This is a genomic window from Knoellia tibetensis, assembly GCF_048606415.1.
GTDB lineage: Bacteria > Actinomycetota > Actinomycetes > Actinomycetales > Dermatophilaceae > Knoellia > Knoellia tibetensis.
In genome coordinates, this window is record NZ_JBMBWF010000001.1 from 1595023 (window position 1) to 1611928 (window position 16906).

Consider the following 16906-nt stretch of genomic DNA (forward strand, 5'->3'; position numbering starts at 1 on the left):
CCCCATCATGGACGTTCCAACGATGCAGCACGTTGACGTGGTCAGCGTGGGGGTCGACCCGTTGGCGCTGTGGAGTCCTGCCGTTGGGGCAGAGACGACCTCACTGCTCGCTCGCTCGCTCTCCGATGACGCGGCGCGCGCGCAGGTGAGCAAGCAGTCGGCGAGCATTCTCTCGAGATGCCGCGGGCCGAAGGACCTAACTGGGGCAAACCGCACGGGCCTTGTCGTTGGCTACGTTCAGAGTGGCAAGACGCTGTCGTTCACCGCGCTGATGGCCATGGCTCGCGACAACGGTTTCCCTCTGGTCATCCTGCTGGCGGGAACCAAGAAGAACTTGCACGAGCAGACGGCCGGTCGTCTAGCAAAGGACCTGGAGGTCGAGCGCGTCGGCGGACTTTCCCCGTGGTATCTGCTCAACAACCCGGTCGCCGGCCATGAGACAGGCCACGTCGCGAACTTCATTCGGGACTCCCTCCAGGGAACTGTTCCCGAGAAGTTCCGACGCACGACGGTCATCACGGTCATGAAGAACGCGACGCGTCTCACCAAGCTTCGTGAGCTCCTGACCTCGATGGCTCAGTACGGACTGACGATGGATCAGGTCCCGGTCCTGGTGGTGGACGACGAGGCCGACCAGGCTGGACTCAACGCTGCTGTCGCCAAGGACGACGAGACGGCTACCTACAGCGCGATCGTCAAGCTGCGCGAGGCTCTTCCCCGGCACAGCTACGTGATGTACACGGCGACCCCTCAGGCCCCGCTGCTCGTCAACCTCGCGGACGCGCTCTCACCGGACTTCGTCTCGGTGCTGAAGCCAGGCCCGGGTTACACCGGCGGGCAGTACTTCTTCGGCGACCACAAGTCGTCCTTTCTCAAGATGCTGTCGACGACGGAGGTGAGCACTGCCCTCGACCCTGGACTCGTCGAGCCGCCAGACTCCCTCGAGAAGGCGCTCGCCACCTTCCTGCTGGTGCTCGCTGGCAAAGGCGGGAACAGCCAGGTCTCCATGCTTGTACATCCTTCTCACACCCAGGGACTGCAGGACAAGTACGGCCAGTTCGTCACGACGCTCCTCCACGCCTGGAGGGCCTTGTTGACCACGCCAGGCCTGGACCGTCAGGAGCTTGTCGACGCGCACTTCACCCCGGCATACGCGGACCTGGTCAAGCACGCCTCCTCGCCCCTGCCGCCGATCGACGACCTGCTGACCGAGGTGCCGTTCTGGATCAGTGCGACGCAGGTGAAGGTCGTCAACTCCGGCACATCCGCTGACGGTGAGATCAAGTGGGCCACGGCACCTGCGTGGGTCCTCGTGGGCGGCAACAAGCTCGACCGAGGCTTCACCGTCGAAGGGCTGGCGGTCACCTACATGCCACGCAGCGTGGGCACCGGGCTGGCCGACAGCATCCAGCAGCGGGCCCGCTTCTTCGGCTACAAGCAGGCTTACGGCGATCTTTGTCGAGCGTGGCTCGCACCGGCCACGGCGGATGCATTCGAGCACTACGTGGAGCATGAGCAGATCCTCCGCAAGGAGCTGGAAGAGGTCTCGCGGCAGGGAATCCCACTGAAGAAGTGGACCCGTCAGATGCTGCTGGACCCTCGTTTCAAGCCGTGTCGGAGAGCGGTGGTCGACCTGCCGTACCTCCACGGGCGCATCCCGGGCGACACCTGGGTCTCGGTCTCGCGGCTCGGTCAGCTGGGCACCGCTGGGGCCAACAACTTTGCCCTGGTGCAACAGATGGTCCTCGCGCTCAAGGCACCTCCTGTGCTGGACCCTCGTGACACCCGTGAAGGTGATCGCCGTAACTCGACGTTCCAGCTCGACCTCCCCGCCCTCCTTGAGCACCTCCTGGTGGACTGGGAGGGGCACCTGGACGATCGCGCACTGGTCACGCAGGCGGTGCTGCTGCTTCGTGCTCGCCTCGACGAGCAGCCGGGCTTGCTGGCCAGCGTCACCCTCATGGACGGTCTCAAGGTCCGTGAGCGCTCGCTGCGCGCCGACGACATCACCGTGAACAACCTGCAGCAGGGCCGCAGCCCCAAGGGGCCCTACCAGGGCGACAAGGAGTTCTTCACCCCCGGCGTGGTGTCGGTGCAGGTTCACAACGTCCAGGTCAAGGGTCCAGACGGACGACCAGTCGGACCGAGCGTCCCGGGTATCAGTCTCCGCGTCCCCGCGTCCCTCGCCGGCGGCGTCCTCGTTCAGCACGGTGACGGCCAGTGACCACCGGCACCGACCTGGCCCTCCTGTTGGAGACGGTCATAGCGCCTGCCGATAGCGGGTTCAACGTCGTGCCCATCCCGGGCGCCGAGAACTACCGCATCGGTCGGGGCCTGAACGGCGCACTGGTGCTCCTGACCCCCGCCGACGAGGACCCCGAACCTCCCACGAGGCTGCGTCGCCTTTCCCTCGACCCTAACCTTCGATGCACCCTGGGTGTGCCTGATGCTGCCGGACCAGGGGAGGAGGGTGACTTCGGTGTCGTCCAGTTCCAGGTCGACGACCAGGCACTCGTCCCGCCGTTCCTCGACGTCGTGGCGGCCCTGGTGAGGCTGCTAGGCCCCGACCCGGCCCCGGGCGAGGTCAGCTCGGGCATGCGAAGGCTCGTACGGCTGTTCGCGGCCAACGCCGCCATGAGGGGCTCGGTCTTGGGCCTCTGGGCAGAGATCCTGGCGATCGTCGAGTCGACCGTTCCCGCGACTCTCGTCGACGCGTGGCACGCCCACGTCGACGCCCGCTTCGACTTCTCCGCGCCCGGGAGCCGCCTCGAGGTCAAGGCCACGACCAGGGACCTGAGGGTTCACCAGTTCTCACTCCCGCAGCTCGAGCCTGTCGCAGGCAGCGCGGTCACGGTCCTCTCGATCATGACGACCGAGACGCACGCCGGCACGTCCATCGGGCAGCTCGTCGCACGGCTCGAGCACCTGCTCGCCGGCGACGCTGCTCGTCAGATGAAGGTCCATGAGCAGGTTGCCGACGTGCTGGGCGCTGACTGGCCCAACCACCTTGAGCACCGGTTCGACGAGCAGCAGGCCCATGAGTCAGCCCTCCTGCTACCCGCAGGAGACATCCCGAGGGTCGACGCCGCCGACCCCGCCATCCTCGAGGTGAAGCTCAAGGTCGACTGCACCGATGTCGAGCCCGATCCAGCGCCGAGCGGCCTGGCCGCGTTGATAAGTTCGACCCTGGTCGCAGAGGCCGTAGCAGAGGAACAGACCTGACAGCACGGACGAAGGAACGGGGGAGCAGCGCGTGAGACCCGACTCGCCCCGCTGGACCGAGGTCACCCCGTCGCGCTACGCCCACGAGCGAGACGGGCTCGAGCACGTCCGCGACCATCTCCCCGACTCGAGTCCGTACCGCGCCTGGTCCAACTTCGAGTTCATCTCCGTCGACGGCACGCCCTACGAGGTTGACCTGCTGGTGCTCGGACCCGCGGGGCTACACCTGGTCGAGCTCAAGGCCTGGGCCGGGCGGATCTCGGGCGACGACTACGACTGGTGGGAGGGTGGCTCACCCGGCAGCATGCCCCGGGCCCGACGCAACCCGCTGTACCTCACCAACGCCAAGGCCAAGGCCTTCCGTTCCTGGCTCGACCACCACGCCAAGCGACTGCGTCAGAACGTGACCGTGCCTTACGTCCACGAGGCGCTCTTCCTCCACGGTCCCGGGGTAGATGGCCGCGGCCTCCCGCAGCACGTTCGTCGCCGCATCTACGGTCGGGAGGAGCCGCGAGGGCAGGGGTTTGCGCGGATCGTCCTCGACGGGCTCAGCCGCGAACCGGACCGAGGCAACCCGGTCAGCGCCGGGCAGGAGAAGGCCCTGGCCAGGCTCATCGCTGACGCCGGACTTCGCCGGGCCGTGCCCCAGCTCAAGGTGGGCGAGTGGAAGCTCGAGCCGGAGCCGGTGGCCTCCGGTTGGGGATGGCTCGACAACCTCGCCGAGCACGAGGCCTTCCCGGACGAGCACGCGCGGGTGCGTCGCTGGTTCCAGCCCTCCGGAGCGGCCCCGAGCGACATCGAGCTGGTCCGGCGAGCGGCCGAGCGTGAGTACCGCATGCTCCGAGGCCTGGACCACCCGGGGCTGATCAGGCCCAAGACCTTCGCTGAGACCGAGGGCGCGATCGCGGCCCTGGTCTACGACCACCATCCCGACTCCATTCGGCTCGACACCTGGGTCGCGGGCCCCGGCGCCTCCGCCGACCTCGGGACGCGGCTCAACGTCATTGGTGGCATCGCCGAAGTCCTGCGATACGCCCACGGGCACGGGCTTGTCCACCGAGGCCTCGACCCCGCCGCCGTGCTGGTCGAGAGCCCCCACGCGGCCGAGCCCACTGTCCTGGTGCGGGACTGGCAGGCAGCAGGACCGGTCGACATCGCGTCCGGCGCCACGACCCACCACGCGCGCGACCTCGCGCTGCACGACGAGGCAGGACTGTCGCTCATCTACACCGCGCCAGAGGTGCTGCGAGGCGTCAGCGCCGACCGGCGGCTTGCCGACGTCTTCTCCTTAGGTGCGCTGTCCTACCTCGTGCTCACCGGTGCGGCCCCCGCCGCGGATCCGACCGACATGCGCGCGCGCCTTGAGCGCGAGGGTGGGCTCAGCCTCTCCGCCGTACTCGACTCACCGTCGCCCGAGCTCGAGATCCTGGTCCTTGACGCCACGGATCCCCGAGCGGCCTCACGGACGGCCAGCATCGAGAAGCTCATCGACGGGCTCGACGGCGTGCTCGAGGCAGTCACGCGCCCGGAGGAGGCCCGCACCGGACTCGACCCGCTGGAGGCCAGCGGCGGCGACGTGCTCCAGCACGGCCTCACGGTAGTCCGCGAGCTCGGACAGGGCTCCACCTCGATCGCCCTGCTGGTCACGGAGCAGAGCGGCTCCACAGCGGTCCTCAAGGCGGCTCGTGACGACACCAAGGCCCACCGGCTCGTCGAGGAGGCCACAGTCCTCGCGCGCGTGCCGAAGTCCGATCTCGTCGCTGGCCTCATCCAAGGGCCGCTCGTCGTGTCGGGGCGCACGTGCCTGCTCGTCGAGCTCGCGGGTCAGAAGACCCTGGCCAGCACCATCAGCGAGGCAGGGCGACTCAACCTCGACCAGCTCCAGCGATGGGGTCGCGACCTCATCGAGATGGTTGACCTCCTCGAGCAGCAAGGCATCACCCACCGCGACATCAAGCCCGCCAACCTCGCGGTGCGAAAGCGCTCGTCCGACAGCGCACCTCACCTCGTGCTCTTCGACTTCTCCCTCGCCAGCGTGCCGGCGCGCGACTTGGATGCTGGCACGCCCGGGTACCGCGACCCGTTCCTGGGGACGGGTGCGCGTAGCCTCTACGATCCCGCAGCAGAGTTGTACGCCGTGTCTGTCACGCTTCACGAGATGGCCACGGGCGGCTTACCGCGGTGGGGGGACGCCCGCAACGACCCGGCCCTGGTCGACCACGAGGTCACCCTCGACCGCGCCGCCTTTGATCCCACCGCGGCCGAAGCGATGGTGACCTTCTTCCAACGCGCCCTCGCCCGCGACACCAGCGCCCGCTTCGCCAACCCACATGACCTGGCACAAGCTTGGGCGGCCGTGTTCACTGCCGCGGGGAAGACCGACGCCGAAGAGGCTGACACGGCGGCGGCTCAGGCGACACTCGAGTCGCCGCTGTCGCAGTCTGGCCTGTCTGCGCGAGCGCAGTCAGCGCTGGAACAGTACGGTCTTGCCACCGTCGGCGACCTGTTGGGGCTCGACGCCTTCGAGCTCCCCAAGCTTCGGGGGGCCGCGCAGGACGTCAAGAACGAGATCGTCGCACGAGCGCGGGAGTGGCGCTCACGGTTGGGCAGTGCTGCCCCCGCTGACCCCCACGGTCGGAGCGTCGACGCGCTCGTCTCTGGGGTCCTCCCCGACGGCGACGAGGACGGTGCCCGCGTGGTCCGCTTCTTCCTGGGGCAGCCCGATCCGGCCACCCGGAGCGACCCCACCTCCTGGCCCACGCCCACCGAGGTCGAGAACGCGCTCGACGTGACCCGCCCGGTCGTGAAGCAGGCGTGGCACGAACACCTCCAGGCGACGGCCACACGGCAGCTCGCCGCCGAGCTGCGCGCCGAGGTCATGGAGCTCCTCGACGGTCTTGGCGGTGCCGCCACCGCTGACGAGATCGCCAAACGCCTCCTGGACGCGCGAGGCTCCCATGCGCAAGAGCCGCAACGCACTGCGCAGGCGCTCGCCCTGCTGCACATGGTGGTCGACTCGCCTGGCAGTGCTGGCACGGTGGGGATGCGTCGCGTCTCCGACGTGGTCATGGTCGCCGGCGACAGCGACGGCCAAGCCAGCGTCGTGGACGAGCGCCTCGACACGACGGCGAGGCTCGCGCGAGCTGCGGAGGACCTGGGCCGTGGTGAGACGCTCGCCACCCCGGCGACGGTCGCCGAGCGGCTCGGCGCCATTGTCGCCGGGACAGCCCTCGAAGGCCTCAGCGCGAGCCGCGTCCTGTCCCTGGCCGCAGCCGCGTCGGGCGCCGCCGCGGTCAGCGGGCGGGGAGAGCTCTACGAGCGCGGTATGTCGGCCAGTCGGGCCTTGCGCTTGGCCGCCGGATCGCTGGTGGCGGGCGCGCACGGGCTCAAGCCGCACACCATCCAGAGCCGGGTGCGGGCTCGCTTCCCCGAGGCCCAACCGCTGCCAGACAGGCCCCAGCTCGACGTGCTTCTCGCCGAGAGTGGAGCAGACCTGGTCTGGAACGGCGACGTGTTCCAGCCAAGGTCGTCTGCCTCCAGCGGGACCGGAGCCAGGTCCTCCACATGGCACGGTCCAACCGGAACAGCCGACGTCCGACAGGTCGACGATGTGCTCCGGCGCAGCCTGGCAGAGCAGGGGTTCCTGGCGCTCGCCGTCTCCCAGCGCCACGCCGCGGCCGCCACCCGACGGCTCCGGGACGAGTTCGCCGTGCCTGAGCTCGACGTCACCGCCTGGCTCATGGCGAACTTGCGCCGAGAGGCCGACGCGCTGGGAGCCGACTGGTCGTTCGTGCTTGGTGCCGACGCCCTCTCGGCCACGGACCCGAACCGCGCCCAGCTCGACCAGATCGTCCGCACAGTGGCCGAGCCGCTGGTCGAGCATGTCCGCTCGCTCGGCGGCCCGAGCATCCTCACGGGAGCAGGCATATTGGCACGGCACCGCTGCGTCGACCTGTTGGTGCCGCTCTCCGACCTGGCCGCTCGGCGCGACCACGCCGTCTGGCTGCTGGCCCCACAGAGCAGCGGCTCGTCGCACGATCTCGACGGCGCGGCAGTCCCCGTCGGCGCCCCGACCCAGTGGCTCACCCTGCCAACGGCTTGGGTGCTCGAACCCCCAGTCTCAGCGATCGCATGACCAGGAGCACGACGTGACCGTCGACCAGAAGTCCCTCTTGAAGGATCTGCAGCGCCAGGTGCGCGTGCTGGAGGGCGACGTCCGTGCCCGGGCGACGGAAGAGGCCGAGGTCGCCGACCGGCTGCGCCGTGAGCACACGCGGGCAGTCGAGGTCGGCCGGACCGCGGTGTCCTTCAGCGAGTGGCGCGACGCCCAGGTGACCCAAGCCGCGGTCGCCTGGGTGCTGGGCACTGTGTTCGTGCGGTTCTGCGAGGACAACGGGCTCATCCACGATCCATGGATCTCCGGCCCCGGCGATCGTCGCCGTCAGGCAGCGGAGCGGGAGACTGCATGGCTGCTTCAGAACTCCCACGAGAACCAGCGCGGCTGGCTGCTGGCCGCCTTCGACCACCTCGCCAGCCACCCCGCGGTCGCCGCGCTGTTCGACCCGAAGCACAACCCGCTGCACCGGCTGGCCATCTCCGCCGACGCCTCAGAGTCACTGATCTCGTTCTGGCGCAGCGCATCCGAGGCGGGAGTACTCGATCACGACTTCACCGACCCGGACCTGTCGACGCGCTTCCTTGGCGACCTCTACCAGGACCTTTCCGAGGCGGCCCGCAAGCAGTACGCCTTGCTGCAGACCCCGGAGTTTGTCGAGGAGCTCATCCTCGATCTCACCCTCGACCCGGCCATCGAGACCTTCGGGCTCGACGGTCTGCGACTAATTGATCCCACCTGTGGGTCCGGCCACTTCCTGCTCGGCGCGTTCCAGCGTCTCTTCGACCGCTGGGGCAGAGAGCGGCCCGGCATGGACCTGCGAGAGCGGGTGCAGGCCGCGCTCGACTCGATCCACGGCGTCGACATCAACCCGTTCGCGTCCGCCATCGCCCGCTTCCGGCTCACCCTCGCAGCCCTGAAGGCATCGGGACTGCACCGGCTGACCGACGCGCCAGGTTACGACCTGCACATCGGCACCGGCGACTCGCTCCTCTATGAGCAAGGGCGCCAGGGCGAGCTCTTCGACACCGGCCTCGGCGAGCACCAGTACGCCTCAGAGGACCTCGCCGAACACCCCGACATCCTCAAGCCCGGCCGTTACCACGTCGTCGTAGGCAATCCGCCGTACATCACCGTCAAGGACAGAGCCCTCAACGAGGCCTACCGAGGGGCCTACCCAACCTGCTCCGGCAAGTACGCGCTGTCGGTGCCCTTCGCTGAGTTGTTCTTCCGGCTTGCGGCACGCGACAAGGATCGGGCTGGCTTCGTTGGCCAGATCACGTCGAACTCGTTCATGAAGCGCGAGTTCGGCAAGAAACTCATCGAGCAGTTCTTCCCCACCATCGACCTGAGCTACGTCATCGACACCTCGGGGGCATACATCCCCGGTCACGGCACACCCACGGTCATTCTGGTCGGCCGTGGCCGTCACCCGCGCGCCACCAACTTGCGTGCCGTCCTCGGTATCCGTGGCGAGCCCTCAGCCCCAGCGGACCCGGCCATGGGCTTTGTATGGCGGTCGATCGTCGAGCATCTAAGCGAGCCCGGCTTCGAGAACGACTACATCTCCGTCGCTGATGTGTTGCGCCAGCGGCTAGCCACCCACCCCTGGTCCGTAAGTGGCGGTGGTGCCGACGATCTAATGGCGGCACTCGGTCTAGCCCGGACGGCGAGGCTGAGGGATCGCGTGGAGTCGATCGGATTCGGCCTAATCACTGGCGACGATGAGGTCTACTCATCGGAACGTCCCACGCCGTCGTGGCAACAGGCTCATGCAGAGATCCGAACGTTTGTCGAGGGCGATCGGGTGCGCGATTTTGGGATTCATGACGCTGGGGTGGCCGTGTTTCCATACGAAGGTGGGCGCGCTGCGACGCGTTTGGCCACCTCGCCGGTCTTCTGGCCCTACCGGAGCAACCTGAGGTCGGGTCTGGCCTTCGGCAAGACCCGTGAGGATCGCGATCTCGAGTGGTTTGAGTACACATTGCCGTCCTGGGCGCGCATCAAGGCGTCCCTACTCATTGCGTTCGCCTTCGTGGCTACGCACAACCATTTTGTGATGGATCGCGGTGGGAAGGTCTTCAAACAGTCTGCGCCTGTGATCAAGCTGCCCGAGGGAGCGACAGAGGACGAGCACCTCGAGCTGCTCGGGCTCCTCAACTCGTCGGCCGCCTGCTTTTGGCTAAAGCAGGTCAGCCATGGCAAGGGAAATGGGGGTGTCAACGAAGGTTATAGGGGCGACGACTGGGAAGAGTTCTACGAGTTCACCGGAACGAAGCTCCAGGAGTTCCCGCTGCCGAACGGTGCCCCGACGGCCATCTCGCGTCGCTTGGACGAGCTATCCAGGCGGTTGAAGGGACATGATCTTTCGGAGCTGCACCCGCACGAGGCGCCGACGCGGCAATTCCTTGACGAGGCGCATGAGCAACACCAATCCATCAGGGCGGAGATGGTCTCGCTGCAGGAGGAACTGGATTGGGAGGTGTACTCCCTATACGGCCTTGTTGACGAAGACCTGACCTATCGTGGCGCCGACCTACCCGGACTGCTGCTCGGCGAGCGCGCTTTTGAGGTCCTCATGGCTCGACAACTGCTGAGCGAAGGCGAGGCGAGCTCCCCGTGGTTCGAGCGACATGGCGGCACTCCCACCGCCGAGCCGTCCGCCCAGTGGCCAGAGGAGTATCGCGCCCTGAACGTCCGCAGACAGACGGTCATCCAGGAGCGCCCCTATCTGCGACTGCTGGAGCGACCGGAGTTTAAGCGTCGCTGGGCCAGCGAGTCCTGGGAAGCCCGCGAGCAGCGTGCGTTGGGAGGGTGGTTGCTTACCCGGCTAGAGGCCCCCGAGTTGTGGGGCGACAATGCGGGCCGGCCGCAGCCCCAGTCGATCGCGCAGCTAGCCGACCGGCTCGCCGGTGATGCCGACTTCCTCTCCGTCCTCGACCTCTGGACCGGTCGCAGCGGCAGCGACGTCGTCAAAGAGCTCACCCGGCTCCTGGTCGACGAGCACGTGCCGTTCCTGGCGGCTCTGCGCTACAAGGACTCTGGTCTACGCGTCCGCGCCGAGTGGGAGAGCACGTGGGAGTTGCAGCGGCGTGAGGACGCCGGCGAGAAGGTCGGCACCATCGCCGTGCCGCCGAAGTACAAGCCGGTCGACTTCGCCCGCCCCTCGTACTGGCGCCATCGCGGCAAGCTCGACGTGCCCAAGGAGCGCTTCATCTCCTACCCGGGCGCCGAGCGGGGCGCCGACTCCAGTCTCGTGCTCGGCTGGGCGGGCTGGAACCACGCTGAGCAGGCGCTGGCCCTTGCCGCGCTCGCCCTCGGCCGGGCGCAGACCGACGCCTGGGAGGCTGTGCAACTGACCCCGCTGTGGGCCGGGGTCGCCGAGCTCGAGCCCTGGGTCAAGCAGTGGCACAGCGACGTCGACCCCCGCATGGGCACCTCGCCAGCACAGGCCGTCACCGCCACCCTCGACCGCGAGCTCGCCCGCCTCGGGCTGACCCGGGACGACGTCGCCGCCTGGCGACCTGCACCTGCCACACGCGGCCGACGCGCCGCAACCCCGAGAGGCTGACCTCAGTGACCCTTCTCCGCGATGTCATCGACATCCCCGAACGTGTCACCGCCAAAGACTTCGTCGTCGGCCTCGCAGAGGGCGTCGAGGAGAAGCAGCGCACGCTGTCGACCTACGTCGTCACACCGCAGGTGGCGCAGTGCTTCGACCAGTCGCTCGGCCTGGTGGCACAGGCGTTGCAGGACAAGCGATCTCGCGCAGCCTTCCTGCATGGTTCATTCGGCTCCGGCAAGAGCCACTTCATGGCCGTGCTCTACCAGCTGCTGCTGCACGACCCCGACGCCCGCGCCATTCCCGAGCTCGGCGCGGTCGTGACGAAGTACGACGCAGACCTCCAGGGCAAGCGGATCCTGCCGCTGACCTACCACCTCATCGGTGCGAAGAACCTCGAGGAGGCAGTCCTTGGCGGCTACGTTGCCCAGATCCGTGCGGCTCACCCGGACGCCCCGCTGCCTGCCGTTCACCGCAGTGACGCCCTGCTGGAGAACGCCGATCAGCGGCGTGCGCAGGATGGCGACGAGCGCTTCTTCGCCATCCTCAATGAGCGCCCAACAGCGGCCGGCTTCGGGGGGCTCGGCCGGATGGCGGGCGTGGCAACGGTTTGGGACGCCGCGACGTACGACCAGGCTCGCAGCCGCGCCGAGGGCGACCCGCAGCGCAGCGCGCTCGTCAGCGACCTGGTGCGCACAATGTTCTCCGCATTCGCCACGACGGGCTCGTACGTCGACCTTGACACCGGGCTGGCCACGATGAGCCGGCATGCCGGCGACCTCGGTTACGACGCGATCGTGCTGTTCCTCGATGAGCTCATCCTGTGGTTGGCCGCACACCTGCAGAACCGAGAGTTCGTGACGAGCGAGGGGGCCAAGCTCGCCAAGCTCGTCGAGGCGCAGGACGTCCGGCGCACCATCCCGCTGGTCAGCCTCATCTCTCGACAGCGCGACATCACCGAGTTCCTCGGCGAGCACGTGCCCGGGGCGGAGCGCGCCGCGTTCGGCGAGGTGTTCGGCTGGTCACGTGGCCGTTTCGACGACATCAAGCTCGAGGACCGCAACCTTCCGGTCATCGCCGAGAAGCGCCTTCTCAAACCAAAGGACGAGAAGGCCAAGGCGGTCCTCGATGAGGCGTTCGCTCGGATCGACCGCCGGCCTGAGCTGTGGGACGTGCTGCTCAGCGGCAGCCAGCACGAGGGTGGCGGAACCGGCTCGGACCAGGAGGCGTTCCGCAAGACCTACCCGTTCAGCCCCGCACTCGTGGCGACCCTTGTGGCGCTCTCCCAGGCACTGCAGCGGGAGCGCACCGCGCTCAAAGTCATGCTGCAGCTGCTCGTCAACGGGCGCGACGACCTCGAGGTCAACGACCTGGTGCCCGTCGGCGACCTCTTCGACGTCCTCGTCGCCTCGGACAGCCAGGCCGTGACCGCCGAGTTGGGCAAGCAGTTCGAGAAGGCGCGCCGCATCTACTCGACGCGCCTGCGAAGAGCCTTGCTCGACATGCATCAGGTCACCGAGGAGCAGGCCAAGGCCCTGCCCTCCGGGCACGCCTTCCACACCGACGACCGACTGGTGAAGACCCTGATCCTGTCAGCGCTGGCTCCGGATGTGCCCGCACTCAGCGGCCTGACGGCGAGCCGTCTCGCGGCGCTGAACCACGGCACCATCCAGGCCTGGCTTCCCGGCGAGGAGATCGCCGTCGTCTTGGCCAAGATGAAGCAGCTCGCCTCCCAGGTGAGCGAGATCCACGTCGCGGAGGGAGACGACCCGGTCATCTCGCTCGAGCTGACCGACGTCAACCCTGACGAGATCATCGAGCTCGCCCGGGCGGTCGACAACGAGGGCAACCGGCGCCGCACGTTGCGCGAGCTCGTCTGGGAGTCGCTCGCTGTAAGGGAGGCCAACACGCTTGACGGAGTCCAGTCCCAGACGGTGATCTGGCGCGGGCGAAGCGTCAGCGTCGACCTCGTCTTCGGCAACGTGCGTGACGCCTCCGAGCTGCCTGATGCTGCGCTCATGGCGTCGGAGGATCGCTGGAAGGTGGTCGTCGACTACCCGTTCGACAGCGAGGGCCAGAACCCGATGAGCGACCTGTCGCGGGTGGAGGCGCTGGAGAGCCGCGGCGTCCGCAGCAACACGTTGCTGTGGATCCCAGCCTTCTTCACCGCGCACCGCCTCGAGGACCTCGGCACGCTCGTGGTCCTGGAACATCTGCTCGGCGGTGACCGCTTCCACCAGTACGCCTCACAGCTGAGCCCCGTCGACCGGGAGCAGGCGCGCGTCATGCTGCGCCAGCGTCGCGACATGCTGCGCGAACGCATCACGGACTGCCTCAAGCAGGCCTATGGCGTGGCCAAGCGCGTCGAGGCCGACATCGACACGGCCAATGCCCTGGACTCAGCGTTCGTGACGCTGGCCGATGGTTTCACCCCGCAGAACCCGGTCGGGGCGCAGCTCTCGGACGCCTTCCGGCACGTCGTCAGCCAGGCCGTGGCGTGGAGCTGGCCCGCGCACCCGCGGTTCGTGCCCGACGACCAAGAGGTCCGGACCGTGGAGGTCCGGCGCGTGCTGGAGTACCTCGAGGAGGCGTTCGAGAGCCCCGGCGGCCGGCTCACCGTCGAGCCACCGCACCGCACGGTCCTGCGGCGGATCTGCAACACGCTCGAAGTGGGTCGCATGCACGAGAACCACGTCGTCCTCGACTCGAGCACCTTCCCATGGTCGCGCCGGCTGCTGCAGGCTGCCGCGAAGGACGGCAAGTCCGGTGTGCTGCCGGTTCGTGACCTGCTCAGCTACCTGGACGAGCCCGAGGCCCGCGGCTTGGACCGCGCCGTCAGCGGCCTGATCCTTCGGGTGTTCGCCTTGGTGGAGGACCTGGCCTGGTACCGCGACGGGGTCCTGGTCGGCGCTCCGTCGCCGGAGCAGGTCACGGTGTCCTACGAGCTCCGACAGCCGAAGCTGCCCGAGGAGGAGACGTGGAACCGCGCGGTGCTGGCCGGTCGGGAGGCATTGGGGTTGAGCGTCACCGACCTGCGCAACGCGTCCAACCTCCTGCGTCTCGCCGACGGGGCACGCGAACTGGCACAACGGCAGGCCGGGGACGCGCGTGAGCTGGAGAGGCTGCTGGCCCAGCACCGTGACGACCTGGCGGTCTCCGACGCTACGGTCGACCGCTGGACCACCGCGGCCGCGGTGCGGACGCTGCTCGATGCGCTGATGACGGAGCCCGACGACGCCGCCCTCGTGCAGACCCTCGCGGCGACCTCGTGGTCGACCTCGCCCCAAGCAGCTCGCCGCAGCATCGAGTCGATGCCCAAACTCACCCAGGTGCTCCGCAACACCCAGTGGAACGTGCTCAGGGCGCTGCCGAGCATCGCCGACGACCGCAAGGACGAGGCCCAGGCGCTGCTGGCACGGCTGGGGGACACGGCCTCTCGCGACGAGCTCTCGGCGAGCTTGGTTCACGATCTCCCGTCGATCGAGCGGGCCGCGATCCAGCTGCTGACGGTTACTCCGCCACCGCCACCGCCACCTCCTCCTCCGCCGCCGGTGGATCCCACTCGGCAGCTGCGGACGGTGCCTGTCGGCGAGCTTGACGCGGTTCTGGGGGAGATCCGAGAGGCGGCCGGGCGGCACACCGGATCGGTCACCATCACCTGGCGACTCGACCCGTGAGCCCCGTGGCCACGGCGACCCTGCGCACCGTCGAGCACGCTGTTCAACGCCACTGGGTCGAAGGAAACCGTCCGGAGCGCGTGCTCCTGCTCAGCGCTCGGCCAGAGTGGTCGGGTCCCGACAACGTGCGGGTTGACCCCGTCGTGGCCCGGGTCTGCACGGCGCGCTCAACGCTTGCGGTGCGCGACGCCATGACCGCGCACGCCGATGGCCTGCTGGTGGTGCTCACCGATGTCACCAACGCCGAGCTGGGTGCAGACCTGCTGTCGCGGGCTGTGCGACAGCAGGTGCTCGGCGTCGACCTGTGGGACTCGGTGCGGCTGGCATTCGGGCTGAAGGCCGACGCGATTCTCGACGGAGGGTTGGTACGCGAGGGGGAGGTCGTGGCGCGCGCCTTGGTCGACCGAGTGCCCGTCGGGGGCTGGGCAGCCCCGCCTGCGGGTGTGCTGACCCACGACCACGCGTACCGCCAGCTCGTGAAACAGGTCATCCACCTGGACCCGAGCCGCATCGATGCCGCTGGGCTCATGGACTGGAGCCGCGAGCACCGAGGAGTGCTCGCGCTCCACGACCTTGACGATCCGCTGCGCCATCGCGTCACCCACTGGCTCATCGAGAAGTGTGGGGCGGAGGCCCGCCCCGTCGTGGAGCTGGCAGGCCGCGGCGACGGCACGGATGCGGTTCCGCTGGGGCTCGCCGCGGGTCTGCTCTGGCAGGGGAGCTCCGACGCTCGAGCGCAGGGACGCATGGAGGAGCGACTCGGTCGCACGCTCAGCTCTAACGAGGTCAAGGACTGGAGCGAGCTCGCGACCGGGTGGGTCGAGAGACGGCTGGCCAGCGACCCTCAGGAGGCGAGGGCGGTGCTGGTGCGGGCTGAGGAGCTGCTCGGCAGCATGGACGCGACCGAGGCAGCCGAGCGGAGCGCGCTCCTGCCACGAGGACTCACTGCTCGCTCGCGCGCCGTGGCTGCCGCGCTGGCCGCCTGGGTCGCCGCACCAAGCCCGCGGGCGGTCACCGCCTTTGAGTCTGCCTGGACGTCGGTGATGACGCACCATCTCGCAGGGGTCCGGACCGGCGACAGCTCCCGGCAGGAGAAGGACGTCGACTGCCTGGAGATGGCCGTACGCCTAGTTCGTTGGCTCGGCGGGGACGTCTCGCCGCCGGACCACGCGCTGGGCGCACTCGCCTGGCAGATCGGGGTCGGGGGTTGGGTCGACCGGGCCCGCCAGACCGTGGCCAACGGCGCGTCCGATCTCGGCGCGTCAGAGGGTCTGGGCACGGTGAGTGGCGCGGCGTCGAAGGCGCGGGCGGTCATCGACCGGGAAGCGGCTAAGCATGTGGCGGCAGCGCTGCGAGCCGATCAGGACTTCGGTTCACTCATCCCGGTGGAGGACGCGCTGGCGTGGCTGCGGCATGTCTCTTCTGCTGGCAGGCCGACGTTGCTCCTGGTGCTCGACGGCATGTCGGCAGCGGTCGCCGCCGAGATCGGAGAGTCCGTGACCGCCATGGGCTGGGTGGAGCACGCCCACGTGAACGTCGGTCGTCGAGGCGGGCTGCTGGCGGCGTTCCCCACCGTGACCCGCGTTTCGCGTGCCTCGCTCCTGTCAGGTCGTCTCGTCGAGGGGGAGCAGGCGCAGGAGAAGCGCGGCTTCGTCGAGGTGCTGGGGTCGGCGGTGCTCTTCCACGAGCGCGAGCTCGAGTCCGCGCGCGGCAGCGACTTGTCGCCGGTGGTGCGTGACGCCATCCAGGACTCGTCGATCGAGGTGGTCGGGGCGGTGCTCAACGCCGTGGACGACAGCCTCTCCGGCGGTGACCCGGCCCGCACGCGGTGGACCGTCGACGCCGTGCGTCACTTGCGACCGCTTCTCGAGCGGGCAGCCGCGGCTGGGCGGGTCGTGGTACTCACGAGCGACCACGGACACGTGGTGGACCAGCCGGTAGAGGGTGAGCTGCGTACTGCCACAGGCGGAGGTTCGCGGTGGCGACCGGCTCCGGGAGCTGGAGATCCCGGCATCCGGGAGGAGGACGAAGTGCGGCTCACAGGGAGACGTGTGCTGAAGGGCGATGGCGACGTCGTCGCGGCCGTCAGCGAGACGCTCCGATATCGGCCTCGCCACGAGGGCTATCACGGGGGAGCAGCGCTCGCGGAGATGTCGATCCCCTGGATGGTCATGGCGCGCAGGGGAACCGAGGTGCCCGGGCACGTGGTGATCGGCGACCAGGCGCCCACGTGGTGGCATCGGCCGCGCAGCTTCGAGGAGACCAGTCGGGACGTCTCGGAGGATGGCTCGACGTTGTTCTGACGTTCGCCCAAGCAGTTCAGAGAGGCGG

General features: G+C 68.6%; 6 protein-coding genes. All 6 read left to right on the forward strand.

Annotated elements, in window-relative coordinates; genetic code table 11:
- The first annotated feature begins 22 nt into the window (after positions 1-22).
- Genes ACOJV7_RS07575 through pglZ form a run of 6 tightly spaced genes read left to right on the forward strand, consistent with a single transcriptional unit; the run spans position 23 to position 16878 of the window.
- On the forward strand, positions 23-2224 hold the full coding sequence (locus tag ACOJV7_RS07575) for a Z1 domain-containing protein (protein WP_420189523.1): 2202 nt from the start codon (positions 23-25) through the stop codon (positions 2222-2224).
- Entirely contained in the window at positions 2221-3222 is a 1002-nt protein-coding gene (locus ACOJV7_RS07580; protein ID WP_420189524.1) for a PD-(D/E)XK motif protein, read from the forward strand. The genes ACOJV7_RS07575 and ACOJV7_RS07580 overlap by 4 nt, the downstream gene beginning before the upstream one ends.
- A 31-nt stretch (positions 3223-3253) precedes the next feature.
- Positions 3254-7357, forward strand: a complete 4104-nt coding sequence (gene pglW / locus ACOJV7_RS07585) for a BREX system serine/threonine kinase PglW (protein ID WP_420189525.1) — start codon at positions 3254-3256, stop codon at positions 7355-7357.
- Positions 7358-7370: 13 nt separating this feature from the next.
- Positions 7371-10907: a BREX-2 system adenine-specific DNA-methyltransferase PglX gene (gene pglX, locus ACOJV7_RS07590; RefSeq protein ID WP_420189526.1), complete on the forward strand. Its 3537-nt coding sequence runs from the start codon at positions 7371-7373 to the stop codon at positions 10905-10907.
- Between the two features lie 5 nt (positions 10908-10912).
- Positions 10913-14575, forward strand: a complete 3663-nt coding sequence (locus ACOJV7_RS07595; protein WP_420189527.1) for a BREX-2 system ATPase PglY family protein — start codon at positions 10913-10915, stop codon at positions 14573-14575.
- Positions 14572-16878 (forward strand): BREX-2 system phosphatase PglZ, encoded by a 2307-nt coding sequence (gene pglZ / locus ACOJV7_RS07600; protein ID WP_420189528.1) that lies wholly within the window; start codon positions 14572-14574, stop codon positions 16876-16878. Before ACOJV7_RS07595 ends, pglZ begins: the two co-directional genes overlap by 4 nt.
- Positions 16879-16906: the final 28 nt, after the last annotated feature.

Excerpts from the sequence above, each read along its gene's own strand:
- ACOJV7_RS07575 (WP_420189523.1), top strand. The coding sequence starts at position 23 with ATGCAGCACGTTGACGTGGTCAGCGTGGGGGTCGACCCGTTGGCGCTG.